Source organism: Afipia dichlorophenoxyacetatis, assembly GCF_055386385.1.
Map to the genome: position 1 here is coordinate 4,182,220 of NZ_AP029250.1, position 15,351 is coordinate 4,197,570.

The 15,351-nt window shown below is 58.7% G+C and carries 13 protein-coding genes and 1 pseudogene; 8 read left to right on the top strand and 6 right to left on the bottom strand.

What is annotated here, in order from left to right; genetic code table 11:
- Positions 1 to 23: 23 nt before the first annotated feature.
- From ACZ5C3_RS19555 to ACZ5C3_RS19575, 5 genes and pseudogenes are all read right to left on the bottom strand, one after another.
- Positions 24 to 1,094, bottom strand: a pseudogene (locus ACZ5C3_RS19555) (malate/lactate/ureidoglycolate dehydrogenase); the annotation flags it as partial.
- A 17-nt stretch (positions 1,095 to 1,111) separates the two neighbouring features.
- A complete protein-coding gene (locus tag ACZ5C3_RS19560) occupies positions 1,112 to 1,840 on the bottom strand; it encodes an ABC transporter ATP-binding protein (protein WP_464032261.1) in 729 nt (242 codons plus the stop codon).
- Between the two features lie 2 nt (positions 1,841 to 1,842).
- A complete protein-coding gene (locus ACZ5C3_RS19565; RefSeq protein ID WP_464032263.1) occupies positions 1,843 to 3,621 on the bottom strand; it encodes a branched-chain amino acid ABC transporter ATP-binding protein/permease in 1,779 nt (592 codons plus the stop codon).
- Entirely contained in the window at positions 3,618 to 4,493 is an 876-nt protein-coding gene (locus ACZ5C3_RS19570) for a branched-chain amino acid ABC transporter permease (RefSeq protein WP_464032265.1), read from the bottom strand. The genes ACZ5C3_RS19565 and ACZ5C3_RS19570 overlap by 4 nt, the downstream gene beginning before the upstream one ends.
- Before the next feature lie 108 nt (positions 4,494 to 4,601).
- Positions 4,602 to 5,747, bottom strand: a complete 1,146-nt coding sequence (locus tag ACZ5C3_RS19575; protein ID WP_464032267.1) for an ABC transporter substrate-binding protein — start codon at positions 5,745 to 5,747, stop codon at positions 4,602 to 4,604.
- Positions 5,748 to 6,112: 365 nt separating this feature from the next.
- Here ACZ5C3_RS19575 and ACZ5C3_RS19580 point away from each other — a divergent pair, with 365 nt between their 5' ends.
- A complete protein-coding gene (locus tag ACZ5C3_RS19580; protein ID WP_464032269.1) occupies positions 6,113 to 6,616 on the top strand; it encodes a hypothetical protein in 504 nt (167 codons plus the stop codon).
- A 101-nt stretch (positions 6,617 to 6,717) separates the two neighbouring features.
- Here the strand turns inward: ACZ5C3_RS19580 and ACZ5C3_RS19585 are convergent, their stop codons facing one another.
- Entirely contained in the window at positions 6,718 to 9,078 is a 2,361-nt protein-coding gene (locus tag ACZ5C3_RS19585; protein ID WP_464032270.1) for an efflux RND transporter permease subunit, read from the bottom strand.
- Between the two features lie 345 nt (positions 9,079 to 9,423).
- Here ACZ5C3_RS19585 and trhO point away from each other — a divergent pair, with 345 nt between their 5' ends.
- The 7 genes from trhO to ACZ5C3_RS19620 all read left to right on the top strand — a co-directional run bounded on the left by trhO (position 9,424) and on the right by ACZ5C3_RS19620 (position 15,314).
- Positions 9,424 to 10,197, top strand: a complete 774-nt coding sequence (trhO, locus tag ACZ5C3_RS19590) for an oxygen-dependent tRNA uridine(34) hydroxylase TrhO (protein WP_464032272.1) — start codon at positions 9,424 to 9,426, stop codon at positions 10,195 to 10,197.
- Positions 10,190 to 10,411: a SlyX family protein gene (locus ACZ5C3_RS19595; RefSeq protein WP_464032273.1), complete on the top strand. Its 222-nt coding sequence runs from the start codon at positions 10,190 to 10,192 to the stop codon at positions 10,409 to 10,411. The genes trhO and ACZ5C3_RS19595 overlap by 8 nt, the downstream gene beginning before the upstream one ends.
- A 53-nt stretch (positions 10,412 to 10,464) precedes the next feature.
- Positions 10,465 to 11,649 (top strand): substrate-binding domain-containing protein, encoded by a 1,185-nt coding sequence (locus ACZ5C3_RS19600; RefSeq protein ID WP_464032275.1) that lies wholly within the window; start codon positions 10,465 to 10,467, stop codon positions 11,647 to 11,649.
- Positions 11,650 to 11,762: 113 nt separating this feature from the next.
- Entirely contained in the window at positions 11,763 to 12,530 is a 768-nt protein-coding gene (locus tag ACZ5C3_RS19605; RefSeq protein WP_464032277.1) for an ABC transporter ATP-binding protein, read from the top strand.
- Positions 12,527 to 13,249 carry an ABC transporter ATP-binding protein gene (locus ACZ5C3_RS19610; RefSeq protein WP_464032279.1) on the top strand — a complete coding sequence of 241 codons (723 nt, stop codon included), beginning with the start codon at positions 12,527 to 12,529 and terminating at the stop codon, positions 13,247 to 13,249. Before ACZ5C3_RS19605 ends, ACZ5C3_RS19610 begins: the two co-directional genes overlap by 4 nt.
- Positions 13,246 to 14,256 (top strand): branched-chain amino acid ABC transporter permease, encoded by a 1,011-nt coding sequence (locus ACZ5C3_RS19615; protein WP_464032281.1) that lies wholly within the window; start codon positions 13,246 to 13,248, stop codon positions 14,254 to 14,256. The genes ACZ5C3_RS19610 and ACZ5C3_RS19615 overlap by 4 nt, the downstream gene beginning before the upstream one ends.
- The gene (locus tag ACZ5C3_RS19620; RefSeq protein ID WP_464032282.1) at positions 14,253 to 15,314 is read left to right on the top strand and encodes a branched-chain amino acid ABC transporter permease; all 1,062 of its coding nucleotides are present in this window, start codon (positions 14,253 to 14,255) and stop codon (positions 15,312 to 15,314) included. The genes ACZ5C3_RS19615 and ACZ5C3_RS19620 overlap by 4 nt, the downstream gene beginning before the upstream one ends.
- The last annotated feature ends 37 nt before the right edge of the window (positions 15,315 to 15,351 follow it).

The following is a 15,351-nucleotide window of genomic DNA, read 5'->3' on the forward strand; positions in this document are numbered from 1 at the left end:
GAACCGCCCTCCAATTGATGTCGTTATTGAGCGGCCTTTGCGATAGCCGCGTCATCGATTCCGACCAAGCGCGCGGTTGCGGTGATCGATTCCCAGGTTTCTTCGGTCAGCGGCACGCCGTTCTTGGTGCGCTCTGCACGCATTGCGGTTTCCGGTTCGCCGGGAATGAGAACCGAATCGTGGCCCTGCGCCAGCTTGCTGTCCTTGAAGTAGGAAATGTAGCGCGCCACTTCGCCGTCGAAGAAGTGCTCGGGGTCCACGCGCTTTGGATCGATAAAGATCGCCAGCATGCCGTTGGCGAAACGCCGATCCGGCTTGGTCGCACCGTTGCCGGTCAATGCACCACCCAGCAATTCGCACATCAGCGCCAGACCCGAGCCTTTATGCTCACCGAACGCACGGATAGCTCCCGTACCCTGCGCATGGACACGGGGGCCATTCGGCTCGTAAGGCCCGTACAGAACATGCGGGTCTTCGCTCAGGCTGCCGTCTTCAGTGACAAGCGCCCCCTTCGGCAGCTTCTTGCCGCCGCGGCTCGCGACCATGACTTTGCCTTCGGCGACGATGGAGGTCGCGAAATCGAGCACGACCGGATCCTTGCCGGGGCGCGGAATGCCGACGCAGTAAGGCGCCGTGGAGAGCTTGCGGGCAACGCCACCATACGGGGCAACGAGGATCGAGCCTGCAGCATTGACGAAGTAAATCGAGATCAGGCCTTCGGCGGCCGCCATTTCGGCCCAGTCGCCGACGCGCCCGAGATGGCCGGAATTGCGCAACGTCATCGCGGCAAGGCCGTTGGCCTTGCACTTCTCGATGCCGATTGCGACGGCTTGTGGCGTCACGGTCTGGCCATAGCCAAAGCCGCCATCGACAACCACCAGCGACGGCGTATCGACTGTCAGCTTGATCTTTTGGTCAGGGACAATGACGCCTTCTTTCGCCCATTTCACATATTGCGGCACGCGAATGACGCCGTGGCTGTCATGCCCGGTGAGATTTGCGGTCGTCAGATATTTGGCGATGCGCTCTGCTTCGGCTCTTGACGACCCTGCACGCGAAAAAATGTCAGCGACGAAGTCGATGAGCTTCTGAACTTGTATTGTAACCATTGTTAGACGTTTGCCTTCGTATGGCCGCCTAGATAAGCGGCTCTGATTGCTTCATTACCCCACAGCTCGTCGGGTTTGCCGCCGAGAGCGAGACGGCCGGTTTCCAGCACATACCCATAATCGGCGACGGACAATCCCATTCGCGCATTTTGTTCAACAAGTAAAACTGTTGTGTTCCGGCGGATTTCGGCAATGATCCGAAACACAGCCTGGACGATGACGGGGGCAAGCCCCAGCGAAGGTTCATCCAGCAGCAACAGGCGCGGCTTGGCCATCAAACCGCGCGCCACTGCCACCATCTGCAATTGTCCGCCGGACAACGTCCAACCCAGCTTGTCCGAAAAGGCCCGGATATCCGGAAACAGGTCAAACATCGCGTCGGCCTCACGGGACAGTTCGGCTTTCCCGACCCGGCGGTTGGACGCGCCGAGCATGATGTTTTCCTTCACGGTCAGACCGGGAAAAACCCGCCTGCCCTCCGGCACGTGGGAAATCCCGAGCCGGACGATCTGCTCCGGCCCAAGTCCTACGACCGATTTTCCATCGAACAGGATTTCACCAGCGCTTGGTTTCGTCAGTCCGGAAATCGCACGCAGCGTGGTGGATTTGCCCGCGCCGTTGGAGCCAAGCAACGTAACCACCTGCCCCTCGTCTACCTTCAATGAGACGCTGCGCAGCGCTTCGATTTCGCCATAACGGACGACAAGGTCCTTGATCTCAAGCAGGGCCATGTTCACTCCGTCCCGAGATAGGCTGAGATGACGTCTGGCTGCTGCAGCACCGCCAGCGATTCACCATCCGCAATGCGGCGACCGAAGTTAAGCACGGTGATGTGCTGGGCCGCCTCACGCACCAGCGTCATGTCGTGATCGATGATCAGAATGGTGAGCCCCTGTGCCGCGATGCGTTTAAGAAGATCATGAAGCTCGACCTTCTCTGTGGAGTTCAAACCCGCCGCCGGTTCGTCCAGAAGCAGAAGCGTCGGGTTTCCGGCAAGTGCACGGGCGATTTCGATCAGGCGCTGATGGCCGTATGAGAAGCTGGAAACAAGCTCATTGGCGCGTGCGCCTAGCCCCACGAAAGTCAGCGCCGACATGGCCCGTTGCGTCAGTTCATCCTGACCGCCCTTGCCGATCAAGGTATTGCCCGGCCGCTCCGCACCGATGACGACGTTTTCAAGTGCGGTCATCGATCGGAACAGCCTGATGTTCTGGAACGTGCGCCCCAGTCCCGCTGCTGTGCGCTGATGCGGAGGCATGTTGGTAATGTCTGTGCCGTCCAGCACGATCTTTCCGGACGTAACCTTGTAAAGGCCCGACAGCATATTCAACGTCGTTGTCTTGCCCGAGCCGTTCGGTCCGATCAGCGCATGAACGCCACCGCGACGAACGGAGAGATCGACCTTGTCGACAGCTTTCAGGCCACCGAAGTGCTTCGATAGCCCCGTCACCTCGAGGACCATGTCGCCCCCCGTCGTGGCCGGCGCAAGCTTCAGCGCTGGGCCAGCCACACGCGATGCGGCCTTCGTCCGCCACCTCGCTGTCAATTCATGGACAAAGCCCCAGATGCCGTCCGGCATGAACCGCACGATCAGAATGACGAACAGACCGTAGATGGCGAGGTAAAGCCCTGGGACGCTTTTGAGAAAACGCAGCCATTCCGGGATGAGAATGAGAAGGCCTGTGCCGATCACTGCACCGATCGGGGACGCGACGCCGCCGAGAAGCGCCATCGTGAGAAATACGATGGATTCTGCGAACGAGAACTGGTCCGGGCTAACGTACGAGAAGCCGCCCGCGAACAGGCCTCCTCCGATGCCTCCCAGCAGAGCGCAGATCGCAAAGGCAGAGACCTTGGTCCTGAAGATATCGATACCAGCAACGCCTGCGGCGAGTTCGTTGTCTCGCACCGCGCGCATGGCCCGCCCCATTCGCGTGTCAGGCAATTGCCAGATGATGTATCCGATCACCGCAAGCGCCGCCACGCAGAAGGCTAAGAACGATTGCTGTGTCGGAAACAATGCCGGCCGCCCGATCTTCGAGATGCCATCAGGACCGCGTGTGAGCCAGATCGCATTGATCATCACCAGCGTCACGATCTGCTGGAACGAGATCGTCACCATTGCGAGATAATGGCCGCCCAATTTGAGTGTGCTCATGCCAAGCAATGCACCGGCTGCCAGAGCCAGGAAGGCGCCTGCAATCAGGCAAAGCCAGAAATTGAGCTGATAATCGGCGGTGCCGAGACCGACGGCATAGGCGCCCAACCCGAAGAAGGCCGCCTGTGCAAGATTGATCTGTCCGCACAATCCAAGCACAACGGTCAATCCGAACACCGCGACGGCGAACGTCGTCGCCTGCATCAGGATGTTCAGGACATAGCCATCGAAAGTCATTGTCGCCGCGGCCGCTACGGCGATCGCGGCAACAACGAAATAAGGAGCGTGTCGCAACACCGATGGTGTCGAACGCGCGGGAGCGCTTACGGATACGTTTTCGCTCGGTATGGTCATGCTTTCTCCGCGACGCGTTCGCCGAAGATACCTTGCGGACGAAATACCAGGAACAGGATGAGCACCATGAACGCGAATGCGTCCTTGTACGGCACCGAGATATAAGCTGCGCCGAATGTCTCGATGATGCCAAGCGCAATGCCACCGATGATCGCGCCGGTGACATCGCCAAATCCACCGATAATGGTGGCTGCGAACGCCTTCAGCGCGATCGTCGAACCCATTTGGATCGAGACGAAGAGAATGGGCGCGACGAGAATGCCGGCAAGGCCACCAAGCACCGCAGAATAGATAAAGGTGATCATGATCATCGTCGACACGGAAATGCCGAGCAGCGAGGCCATTTCCTTATCCTGGGATGTCGCTTGCAGCTTCTTTCCGAGCATCGTGTGTTCGAAGAACCAGAAATTGAAAAACACGAGTGCGAGTGTGACGGCAATAATCAGTAGATACTGGCTATCAAGGTAGACCGGCCCAAGCTGGATACCCGGCGTCTCGAACCAGCCCTCCAGCACCTGCGGCGCAGGCCCGTAAATCGCCAGCACGGAATTCGCGAGCAGGATCGATGCACCAATGGTAGCGATGATCACCGGCAAGTACGTTCGATGGCGCAACGGATAATAGACGCCGAGATTGAAGATCACGCCAAGCAAGGCCATGCCGGCCAGCGCAAGCAGAAATGACAGCCAGTACGGCCATCCAAGATCGAGCGAGAACACGACCATCAGGTAGGCGGCGACCATCGAGAATTCGCCTTGGGCAAAATTCACGACGTTGGTTGCGCGGAAGATCAGCACGAAGCCGAGCGCCACCAATGCGTACACCGAACCGATACCGATGCCCGTAAAGAGCAACTGAAGGATCTGATCCATGAAAATCGACTTTCAAGATTCATGGCACGGCCAGACCGCTGGCCGGCTCATATCGACACGCGCTGAGAAAAGTACGGCGGCTCCCTCACAAGAAAGCCGCCGCCACTGTTACTTTTCAGCTTCGATGTGCTTCTCGAAGACGATATTTCCCTTGTCGTTCTTCACGATGTTGTAGCCATGAAGACCATCACCATTGGCGTCGAAGTTGTATTCACCTTCCGCGCCTTGATACTTCTTGATTGCGAGGATCGCGTCACGAACCTTTTCAGGCTCGGTGGACTTCGCGGTGTTCATGGCCTTTGCCAGCACGTTGACGGCATCGTAGGTCCATGCGCTCTGGTTGTCCGGCGCGAGCTTGTAAGCATCGCGATAGGCCTTGCCGTATACCTTGGATGCCTCGCTGGAATCTTCGGCATAATCAGCGACGCCGTATGTTCCATACAACGTGGCGCCGGCAAGTCGCGTTGACGATACGCCAACGATCGATGGCGACCCCACCCAAGGAATGTTGACGCCGAGCTGGCGCAACTGACGCGCGAAGATGCCGAGATCGTTCTCGAAGGTGAAGTACGAACCAAGGATATCAGCTCCGGATTGCTTGATGGCCAGCACCACCGGCGTGAAATCCTGACTCTGGTTTGCGTACCCCTGATCAAGCACGGGCTTTACTCCGAGCTTGTCCAACCCTTCGGTGAGCGCTTTTCCGCCTGCCGTGCCGAACGCGTCGGTCGAATGCAGGATCGCCCACTTCTTCTTGCCAAGCGTGTTGACACCGTAATCGGCGATCACGCTGCCCGAGTAGCTGTCGTTGGGACGGAAGCGAAACAGCCACTTGTTGCCCATGTGGGTCAGGTTGGGATCTGTTCCGCCAATTGCCATCGGCTTGCCGAGCTTCAGCACATCGGGGGCCATGGCGTGAACCTGCGTCGAACGGATCGAGCCAAGGAACGCCACGATATCCGGCTGCGCGGCCAGCTTGGAGAACGCAAGCACAACACCCGGATTGGTGGTCTGATCATCTTCCGTCACGAGTTCGAGTGGCTTGCCGAGAACACCACCTGCCTTGTTGACAGCCTCTAATGCGAGCTTTGCGCCGTTAAGTGCGAATTTGCCCTGTTCAGCGGCCGAGCCGGTGACAGGAAGAACCATGCCAATCTTAATAGTGGCACCCTGGGCGGCGGCGCTTCGGATCAATGCAGGCGCAGCAAGCCCGGCAGCCAAACCAATAGAAAAATCACGTCGTGTCAGCTTCATTGTTTTCTCCCTAATGGTCGTGCGTTTACCCGCCGACCTTATTGGGTCAGATTAGATGACCGAAAATCGACCTTGTCCACTGGCAGAAAGAAAATCGTTTGGGATGAAAACGCGTGCTGCGTCGCACGGATCAATCTTCGCCGAGAAAATAGTCAGGCGCCAAAGGTAAGCTGATAAACCCCAATTTATGCGAGAACGACCGCGATCGATTTCAGAAAGGGTTTACAACATTCTGCATCACGGGCCCGACAAGCCTCAATTGTTGCAGTTTTTACTCTTTTGGACCATTCAGCTGACATTTTCCCGTGAACCAAACCGTGGTATGAGCCACCAATACATACCGACATCAACGGATGGGCTTTAAAATGACTTTCTCGGGTCTGGGTTTTAATTCACGTCATTTTCGCGGTGGGGCTCTCGCCGCTGCAGTTATAATGGCTCCTGCCGTCGTCCACGCCGACTCCGCACCGTTTGCCAATTTTGCAGGCAACTGGTCTGGCAATGGCACTATCTCGATTGCCGAAGGGGGCACTGAACGTATCCGTTGCCGCGGGACCTATACCGTGGACGGCAGCGGCAATAACCTTCATCAAGTCCTGCGCTGCGCCAGCGACAGCTACAAGTTCGAACTGACCAGCGACGTCGCAGCCAGCGGAAGCAACATTTCCGGCTCCTGGAATGAAGCGAGCCGAAACGTCAGCGGCAGCATCTCTGGCCGCATTGCCAATGGCCAGATTGACGCCTTGGTCCAGACCAACGGCTATGCAGCGACATTCAACGTCGTGACCCGCGGCAACAAGCAGTCCGTGAACATCAGTTCGAAGGGCGAGCTCCGCGGAGTTACGATCAGCCTAGCGCGCGGCAACTGATCTTAGAAGAAGCCAAAAAAGAGCCTCATGACGGATATCCGTCATGAGGCTCTTTTTGTTTTTGACGTTCAGAAAAGCATCCCGGAGGTTCGGGATATTTCCTACTTCGCTGCCTTATTACCCCAAGCATCCTGAATGCGGCGCGATGTGCTGATCAGGAACATCGCAGTCGGCCGCAGGATGAAGAGGTCGGCGATCAATGCGGCGATCATTGAAAATGCGCTGAGCCATCCAAACAGGCGCAGCGACGGCAGATCCGAAAAGACCGTGACCACCAAGCCGCAAGCCAGCACCACGGTGGTCAAGATCAGCGCCGGCCCAACCAGCACCGTGGCGCGCTCCACCGCCTTGCCTTCGTCAAGACCAGGCCGCTCCTCCAGCCGCAAGCGGTTGAGGAAGTGAATCGTCGCACTCAGCCCCAGTCCGAACGAGACAGTCAGCGCCACCACGCTGGCGAATTGCAGTCCCTCTCCCATCAGCCAAAGCACGGTGCCCGAGAGCACCACCGGGAAAATGCCCGGCAGGATGCTCACAAGCATCACGACCACAGAGCGGAACGCGAGCCCGATAAAGGCGGCGACCAGTAGGAATTCGATCGTAAGACCGTGATTGAGCTTGTCGATCATGGCGGCGCTGTTACGAGCGGCGATGGCCGACAGGCCTGTCACTGCGATTTCATATCCCGGGTGTGCTGAGCGCACCGCCCCCATGGCCGCATCGAGCTTTTCAACGGTCGGCAGGATCTCGCTGGAATCGAGATCCGGCACACGCCCTGAAACGACAACCGCATCCTCTTCCTTAGAGATGAAGCGCCTGACCAGATAGGCTGGAAGCATATCGACATACTGCTTCAGAGTTTCGACGTCAGACTTTCCTGCCTTTTCAGCGATCCAGCGCCGCAGCGTCTCCAGCGACCAGACGTTACCGACACCTGCCTGCTTTTCGATGATCGAATGCACCGCCGCAATCGTGTCCAGCGTTTCCTTGTCATAGAGAGACTTGCCCTTCGGAAACTCGATCAGCACGTCGATCGGATTGGCGCCGGTCAACTTGGCATCAAGACGGCTCGAGGCCTCAACGGCCTGCTGCTTGTCCGGCACCTGATCGGCAAGGCGATAGCGCGGCTCAAGGTGTGCGTAGACAATACCGAGACCGCCGACCACCAGTAATGCGATCAGGCTGAACAACGCAGGCCTTCCGACCATGCGCACGGCGATCCAGGCAACAAAGGCGCGGAGCGCCTCAACACCCTGATCCGCTCCCTTGATCTTGGTGGCCAGCAGGTTCTCATTGCGCACAAGGAGAACACCGAACACCGGCACGAGCGACAGCACGGCGAGCAGTGCAATCAACGTCGCCATCAATCCCGCTTCACCGAAGGTGCGGATCAGGTCGGAATCGGAAAACTGCAGAGCGATGAAGGACAGCGCTGCAGTGCCGTGGGTCAGCACGCAAGCTGGGCCAACCACCAGGACGGCATTCCGAAAAGCTGTATACTTGTCCTCGCCTGCAATGAGCCGGTCGCGAGCCGCGAACGTTAGCTGCATAGAGTCCGAGAAACTGATGACCATGATCAGCGGGGTCATCACGTTCAGGAACATGTTGAGGCTGAATCCCAACCAGCCCAGCGCGCCGATCGAAAGCAGGATCGCCAGCAGCGGCGGAAAGGCTGCGACGATCATGAATGAGACGCGGCGGAAGAAGATGATCGCGATGATGCAGCCCGCGAGAATGCCCGCGATGTTGTAGGTGAGACCGTCGCGCTCGACGGCGTTGCGGATCTCAAGCTGCATGACCGGAACGCCGGAGAGCTGGCTGGTGAGGCCCGTGCCTTCCAGGTCTTCCGACATCGCCTTGCGGACTTCGCCGATGGTGGTGTTGAGACCCTTGTTGCCGACGATCTGCGGGTCCAGCGCCAGCACGATCAGCGCGAGTGTACCGTCTTCCGACAACAGCTTGCCGCGGATCACTTCGTTGCTCTTCACCTTCTCGATGAAGGCGTCGTAGTCCTTGCCCTCCGGCAATGTCTCGGGGAACAGCGCCGCCGGCAGCCTGCCGTTTTCAGGAGGCTGGCGCGCAGAGAACAGCGAGATGATGCCACGTGTGCCGTCGACCAATTGCAGGTCGGTGACCAGATCGCGCAGCTTCTCAAGCGAATTCCGCTCCAGCAGCGTCTTGCCTTCCACCACCACCAGCACATCGTACTCGCTGGAGGGGAAACGCTTCGTCACTTCCTCGTACTGCTTGTATTCGCGGGTATCGGATCGGAAGAGCTGGCTGAGCGAGTCGTCGATCTTGATGCGCTGAATGCCGAAGACTGCGATGACGCAGAGCGCGAGGAGAATGGCGGCTGCCAGCTTTGGCGCGCGGAGTGGGATCAGGCCGATCCTCTCGATCCCAAAAGCGATACTGAATTTACCGGCCGCGCCGGGGGTCGGATCGTTTGAAATTCCGTGAGACAAGGCAAATCCGATTCGATGGAAGGCAGGGAACTTTTATCTAGCAGATTTCCGGCGTGACGAGGCGTGGCATCCAAATAAAGCAGGAATAAGTGCCTGAAAGTCACACATTTAAGAGCGAGTTCCCTCTCGCCTAAAGGTTAGGTCAGCCCCCTACTTGCTCGGAAGTGAGGGCTATGTCCCCCGCGATGACGGTCGGCCCTGAGATCGCCCCTTCGGCCCTCCGGGAAGCCTACAAACGGGCCCGGACCTAATAGATTTGCAGTGAATATGGCCCCGGGAGCCGTCCTGCGTTACTGGGCCGGACTGCCATATACCCTTCCTGCAACCTGCTGATATAACGCCGCCATGTCTTACAAGGTCGCTGCTTTTTATCAATTCGTCACCCTGCCGGATTTTCAGGCCCTGCGGGAGCCGCTGCGTAACATGTGCGTGGCCCTGGATATCAAGGGTATCATCCTGCTTGCCGAGGAAGGCATCAACGGCACGGTCGCCGGCCGCGAAGTCGCGATCGACGCGCTGGTCAATCAGATGCAGAACGGCGCCCTTTTCAACGGTCGCCTCGACAACCTCGAGCTTAAATACTCTGGCGCCGCTGAGATGCCTTTCAACCGAATGAAGGTGCGGCTGAAGAAGGAAATCGTGACCATCGGCGACCCGGACACCGATCCGAATGCCAAGGTGGGGGTTTATGTCGATGCCGCGGACTGGAATGATCTGGTCAAGCAGCCGGACATCCTTTTGATCGACACCCGCAACCAGTTCGAGGTGGAGATGGGGACGTTCGAGGGCGCGCTTGACCCAAATATTACCCGCTTTGGCGAATTTCCCGATTTCGCCAGCCGCGCGCTCGATCCGGCCAAGCATAAGAAGATCGCCATGTTCTGCACCGGCGGCATCCGCTGTGAAAAGGCCAGCTCCTACCTGCTCTCCCAAGGCTTTGAGGAAGTTTATCACCTCAAGGGCGGCATCCTGAAATACCTTGAGGATGTTCCTCAGGACCAAAGCCTGTGGCGCGGCGAGTGCTTTGTTTTCGATCAGCGGGTGGCGCTCGGCCATGGTCTCTCGGAACGGCCAAAGTCCACCCTTGAAGGCGAAACGAGCGAGTCCCCTGATGAGTGAGTCCCAGTCGCTGGCGGCACGGATCGACGCGCTGGAAATCCGTATCGCCTATCAGGATGAGACAATTGAGACCCTGAACAAGACCATTACCGAACAGTGGCGCCAAATTGACGCACTAACCCGGGAGGTGGCCAATCTGCGCGACCGCCTTCATGACGCCGAGATGAAATCGGTCGCCGGGGCACCGCCCGAACCACCGCCCCCGCACTATTGACGCGGGTGGCCAATCCAGCGCAGGAGTCCACTCAGGAGAATGGGAGGACATCAATGCGTAAAATTGCACTTTTCGCAGCAGTCGCCGCAGCGGCCCTGGCCGCGACATCGGCATCGGCTGACGACCTGAAGATCGCGCTGATCTATGGCAAAAGCGGCCCGTTAGAGGCCTATGCCAAGCAGACCGAAACCGGACTGCGGATGGGACTGGAATACGCGACCAAAAACACCATGATGGTGGATGGCCGCAAGATTGTCATCATCACCAAGGACGATCAGGGCAAGCCGGACCTCGCCAAGGCTGCGCTCGCCGAAGCCTATCAGGACGACAAGGTCGATATCGCGATCGGGACAACGGCGTCGGGCGCGGCACTCGCCATGCTGCCCATCGCTGAAGAAAACAAGAAGGTGCTGATCGTGGAGCCGGCAGTTGCCGATGCCATCACCGGCGACAAATGGAATCGCTACATCTTCCGCACCGGCCGCAACTCGTCCCAGGACGCGATCGCCAACGCCGTTGCTATCGGCAAGCAGGGCGTGACCATTGCCACCCTCGGCCAAGATAACGCCTTTGGCCGCGACGGCATCGCAGCGTTCAAGGAAGCGCTCGCCAAGACCGGCGCAACGCTTGCGGCTGAAGAATATGTGCCGCCGACAACGACCGATTTCACTGCGGCAGGACAGCGTCTGTTCGACGCGCTGAAGGACAAGCCGGGCCGCAAGATCATCTGGGTGATTTGGGCTGGCGGCGGCGACCCGCTGACCAAGCTGCAGGACATGGACCCGAAGCGCTACAGCATTGAGCTGTCCACCGGCAGCAACATTCTTCCCGCCCTCGCCGCCTACAAGCGGCTGCCCGGCATGGAAGGCGCGGCCTACTACTATTACGGCATCCCGAAGAATCCGATCAACGACTGGCTTGTCACTGAGCACCAGAAGCGCTTCAACACGCCACCGGACTTCTTCACGGCAGGTGGTTTTGCTGCAGCAATGGCCGCTGTAACGGCGGTTGAAAAAGCCAAGTCCACCGACACCGAGAAGTTAATTGCGGTGATGGAAGGCATGGAATTCGATACGCCGAAAGGCAAGATGGTATTCCGCAAGGAAGACCATCAGGCGCTTCAGAGCATGTATCACTTCCGCATCAGGGTCGATCCGAACCTCCCATGGGCTGACAATGAGCTGGTCCGGGAATTGAAGATCGAGGACATGGACATCCCGATCCGTAACAAGCGCTGAGCCTCTTGAAACCTGATGGCCGGGCATGTCCCGGCCATCGCCATTTATGCCTCTGGCGTGAAGCCGGTCTGCCCGGCATAAATCAGTCTGGCGATTCCAATGCGAGCAGGCCGATGACTCTCACCCTCGAAACGCGTGACATGACCATCCGCTTCGGTGGCCACGTCGCCGTCAATAAGGTCAGTTGCACGTTCCGTCCGGGCGAACTCACCGCCATTGTCGGACCGAATGGCGCCGGAAAAACCACCTATTTCAATCTGATCTCGGGACAGCTTCGTCCAACCAGCGGTGAAGTCTTGCTCGATGGCGAGAATATCACCCGGCTGTCCGCGCCACTGCGCACGCGCAAAGGACTTGGCCGCGCGTTCCAGCTCACCAATCTCTTTCCGAATTTAAGCGTGGAAGAAAACGTCCGCCTTGCGGTACAGGCAGCCTCCGGCGTCCATTACGACATGCTGCGGCCGTGGATGAAACGCCGCGATCTGATTGAACGTGCCGACGAAATCCTCAACACCATCGCGCTCGGCAGTCGGCGCAATGTGGCAGCCGCAGCCCTCTCTCACGGCGATCAGCGCAAGCTCGAAGTTGCACTGATGATGGCGCTTGAACCCAAAGTCTTTATGTTCGACGAACCAACCGCTGGCATGAGCGTGGACGAAGTCCCGGTCGTGCTCGACCTGATCGCGAAGCTCAAAACTGACAGCAGCAAGATTATCCTGCTGGTCGAGCACAAGATGGATGTCGTGCGCTCGCTGGCGGACCGCATCATCGTCTTGCACAACGGCCAGCTTGTTGCAGACGGAAAACCTGCAGAGGTGATCGCATCGCCCATCGTGCAGGAGGCTTACCTTGGCGTCGCTCCCGGAAAGACCGCAGCATGAGCGACATGCTGACCCTCACCGACGTGCACACCCACATCGGGCAATATCACATCCTGCATGGCGTCGACTTCCTGGTGCCTGCAGGCCAGATCACGATGCTGCTCGGCCGCAACGGCGCAGGCAAGACGACAACGCTCCGCACCATCATGGGGCTGTCGTCCCCCTCCTCCGGCCAGATCCTCCTCGCCGGACAAAATATCGAGAAGAAGGCCACGCCGGATATCGCAGGCCTCGGCGTCGGCTACGTGCCGGAAACGATGGCGGTGTTTTCCGATCTGACGGTCAAAGAGAACCTCGTGCTGGCCGCACGCCAAGGCCCGCTCGACGATACGCAACTGCAATGGATCTTCGGATTCTTTCCGGCCTTGAAACGTTTCTGGCTGTCGCGTGCTGGTTCGCTTTCGGGCGGGCAAAAGCAGATGCTGTCCATCGCGCGCGCCATCGTCGAACCGCGCAAGCTGTTGCTGATTGATGAGCCGACCAAAGGCCTTGCGCCCGCGATCGTGGTCAACCTGATCGAGTGTCTTGCCGAAGTGAAAAAGCGCGGCGCAACTATCCTTCTTGTCGAACAGAATTTTCGTGTCGCACAGGAAGTCGGTGACAGCGTCGTCGTGATGGACAATGGCAAGATCATTCACCGCGGCATGATGAGCGATTTGGCACAGGATACCCCACTGCAGGAAAAACTCCTTGGCCTCAGCCTGGAGGCACATCAATGACCGACCTCGCCGCCACCGAACCGTTACCACAGGCCAAGCGGGATTTCATTCCGTTGCTGCTGCCGATTGCGCTGGCTCTCGTAACCATACCGCTGATCGGATCACCCAGCACCTGGGTCACGCTCACTGTGGCAAGCCTTGCCATGGGAATGATGATCTTCATCATGGCGTCCGGCCTCACGTTGGTATTCGGTCTAATGGATGTGCTGAACTTCGGTCACGGTGCTTTCATCGCGGTCGGTGCCTATGTAGCGACGCTGGTGCTGGTCCCCCTAGCGCCCTACGTCCAGGCGGACTCGCTATGGCTCAATCTCGCGGCTCTCGCACCAGCGGCGTTGCTGTCGATGGCTGTCTCAGGCGCGCTCGGCCTGGTGTTCGAGCGCGTGTTGATCCTTCCCGTGTACGGCAATCATCTCAAGCAAATCCTCATCACCATGGGCGGACTGATCGTCACCGAGCAGGCCCTCTATGCGCTGTGGGGACCAGTGCGAATTCCGCTGCCGCTTCCTTCCTCGCTGCGCGGCTCTTTCATCTTCGGTGATATTGCGATTGCCAAATACCGCGTGCTTGCAATGATCGTTGGCCTTGTCGTGTTTGGAAGCATTCTCCTGGTGCTGAACCGGACCAAAATCGGCCTCCTGATCCGCGCCGGCGTCGAGAATGGCGAAATGGTGGAAGCGCTCGGATACCGCATCAAGCGGCTGTTCCTCGGTGTCTTCATGGCAGGCTCCGCGCTTGCGGGCCTCGGTGGCATCATGTGGGCGCTCTACCGCGAGGAAGTGCATGCTTCGATGGGCGGCGATCTGATGGTGCTCGTCTTCATCGTCATCATCATCGGTGGCCTCGGCTCGATCAGCGGCTGCTTCATCGGCGCGATTTTGGTGGCGATGGTCGCCAATTATGGCGGCTTCCTTGTGCCGAAGCTCGCACTGGTCTCGAACATCCTGCTGATGGTGGCGATCCTGATGTGGCGGCCCCGCGGCCTCTTTCCGGTGACAAATCGATGATGATCCTTTCCGGCGATCCGCCGCGCAGCCGCATTCTAAGCCTTCTGCTCATCGTCATCGTGGCAACGTTGGCGCTGGCGCCCTTCCTGTTCCCCGGCGCGAAAGCCATGAACGTCGCCACCAAGATCTGCGTTTTTGCAGCTTTGGTCGCGTCCTATGACCTTCTGCTTGGCTACACGGGCACCGTGTCGTTTGCCCACACCATGTTCTATGGCATCGGCAGTTACGCCATCGCTATTGCACTCTATGCGCTCGGACCGACATGGAGCGGCATCGCTGCAGGCATTGCCATTGGTCTTCCGCTGGCGGTGCTGCTCGCGCTCGGCATCGGCCTGTTTTCGCTTCGCGTGCAAGCGATCTTCTTTGCGATGATCACGCTGGCTGTGGCGTCGGCCTTTCAGGTGCTGGCCTCCCAGATGTCCTGGCTCACCGGTGGCGACGACGGGCGAAGCTTCCAGCTTCCCGAACTGCTACGCCCCGGCACCGTGCTGATTTCGAAGGACGTGTTCGGATTCGAATTCAATGGCCGCACACTGACCTACTACATCGTGTTTCTTGCCGCGGCTGCGATGATCCTTGCCCTGCTCCGCATTGTGAACTCGCCGTTCGGCCGTGTACTCCAGGCGATACGCGAAAATCGCTTCAGAGCCGAAGCCCTGGGCTACCGCACTGTGTTTCACCTGACCTGGGCGAATTGTCTCGCCGCGCTGGTGGCGGCAGCAGCGGGCATGCTGAACTCGCTGTGGCTGCGCTATGCCGGCCCTGACACGTCGCTCAGCTTCACCATCATGGTCGATATTCTCCTGATGGTCGTCATCGGCGGCATGGGCACAATTTATGGCGCCATCATTGGCGCCGCGATGTTCATCCTCGCGGAAAACTATCTGCAGACACTGATGGGCATGGCCGCCAAAGCGACCGCGAGCGCGGGCATTCCCGTGCTACCCGATCTGCTTGCTCCCGATCGCTGGCTGCTGTGGCTCGGACTGCTCTTCATCGCGAGCGTGTATTTCTTCCCGACCGGCGTTGTCGGCAAGCTCCGCAGCCGGAAATCCTGATCCCACAAGTGCGGTCCGCGGCCAATAGCCTGCGGAT

Coding starts and splice junctions, on each gene's coding strand:
- ACZ5C3_RS19575 (WP_464032267.1), bottom strand. CDS start 5,747: ATGAAGCTGACACGACGTGATTTTTCTATTGGTTTGGCTGCCGGGCTT.
- ACZ5C3_RS19560 (WP_464032261.1), bottom strand. CDS start 1,840: ATGGCCCTGCTTGAGATCAAGGACCTTGTCGTCCGTTATGGCGAAATC.
- ACZ5C3_RS19595 (WP_464032273.1), top strand. CDS start 10,190: ATGAGTGAGTCCCAGTCGCTGGCGGCACGGATCGACGCGCTGGAAATC.
- ACZ5C3_RS19580 (WP_464032269.1), top strand. CDS start 6,113: ATGACTTTCTCGGGTCTGGGTTTTAATTCACGTCATTTTCGCGGTGGG.
- ACZ5C3_RS19615 (WP_464032281.1), top strand. CDS start 13,246: ATGACCGACCTCGCCGCCACCGAACCGTTACCACAGGCCAAGCGGGAT.
- ACZ5C3_RS19600 (WP_464032275.1), top strand. CDS start 10,465: ATGCGTAAAATTGCACTTTTCGCAGCAGTCGCCGCAGCGGCCCTGGCC.
- trhO (WP_464032272.1), top strand. CDS start 9,424: ATGTCTTACAAGGTCGCTGCTTTTTATCAATTCGTCACCCTGCCGGAT.
- ACZ5C3_RS19565 (WP_464032263.1), bottom strand. CDS start 3,621: ATGACCATACCGAGCGAAAACGTATCCGTAAGCGCTCCCGCGCGTTCG.
- ACZ5C3_RS19610 (WP_464032279.1), top strand. CDS start 12,527: ATGAGCGACATGCTGACCCTCACCGACGTGCACACCCACATCGGGCAA.
- ACZ5C3_RS19620 (WP_464032282.1), top strand. CDS start 14,253: ATGATGATCCTTTCCGGCGATCCGCCGCGCAGCCGCATTCTAAGCCTT.
- ACZ5C3_RS19605 (WP_464032277.1), top strand. CDS start 11,763: ATGACTCTCACCCTCGAAACGCGTGACATGACCATCCGCTTCGGTGGC.
- ACZ5C3_RS19570 (WP_464032265.1), bottom strand. CDS start 4,493: ATGGATCAGATCCTTCAGTTGCTCTTTACGGGCATCGGTATCGGTTCG.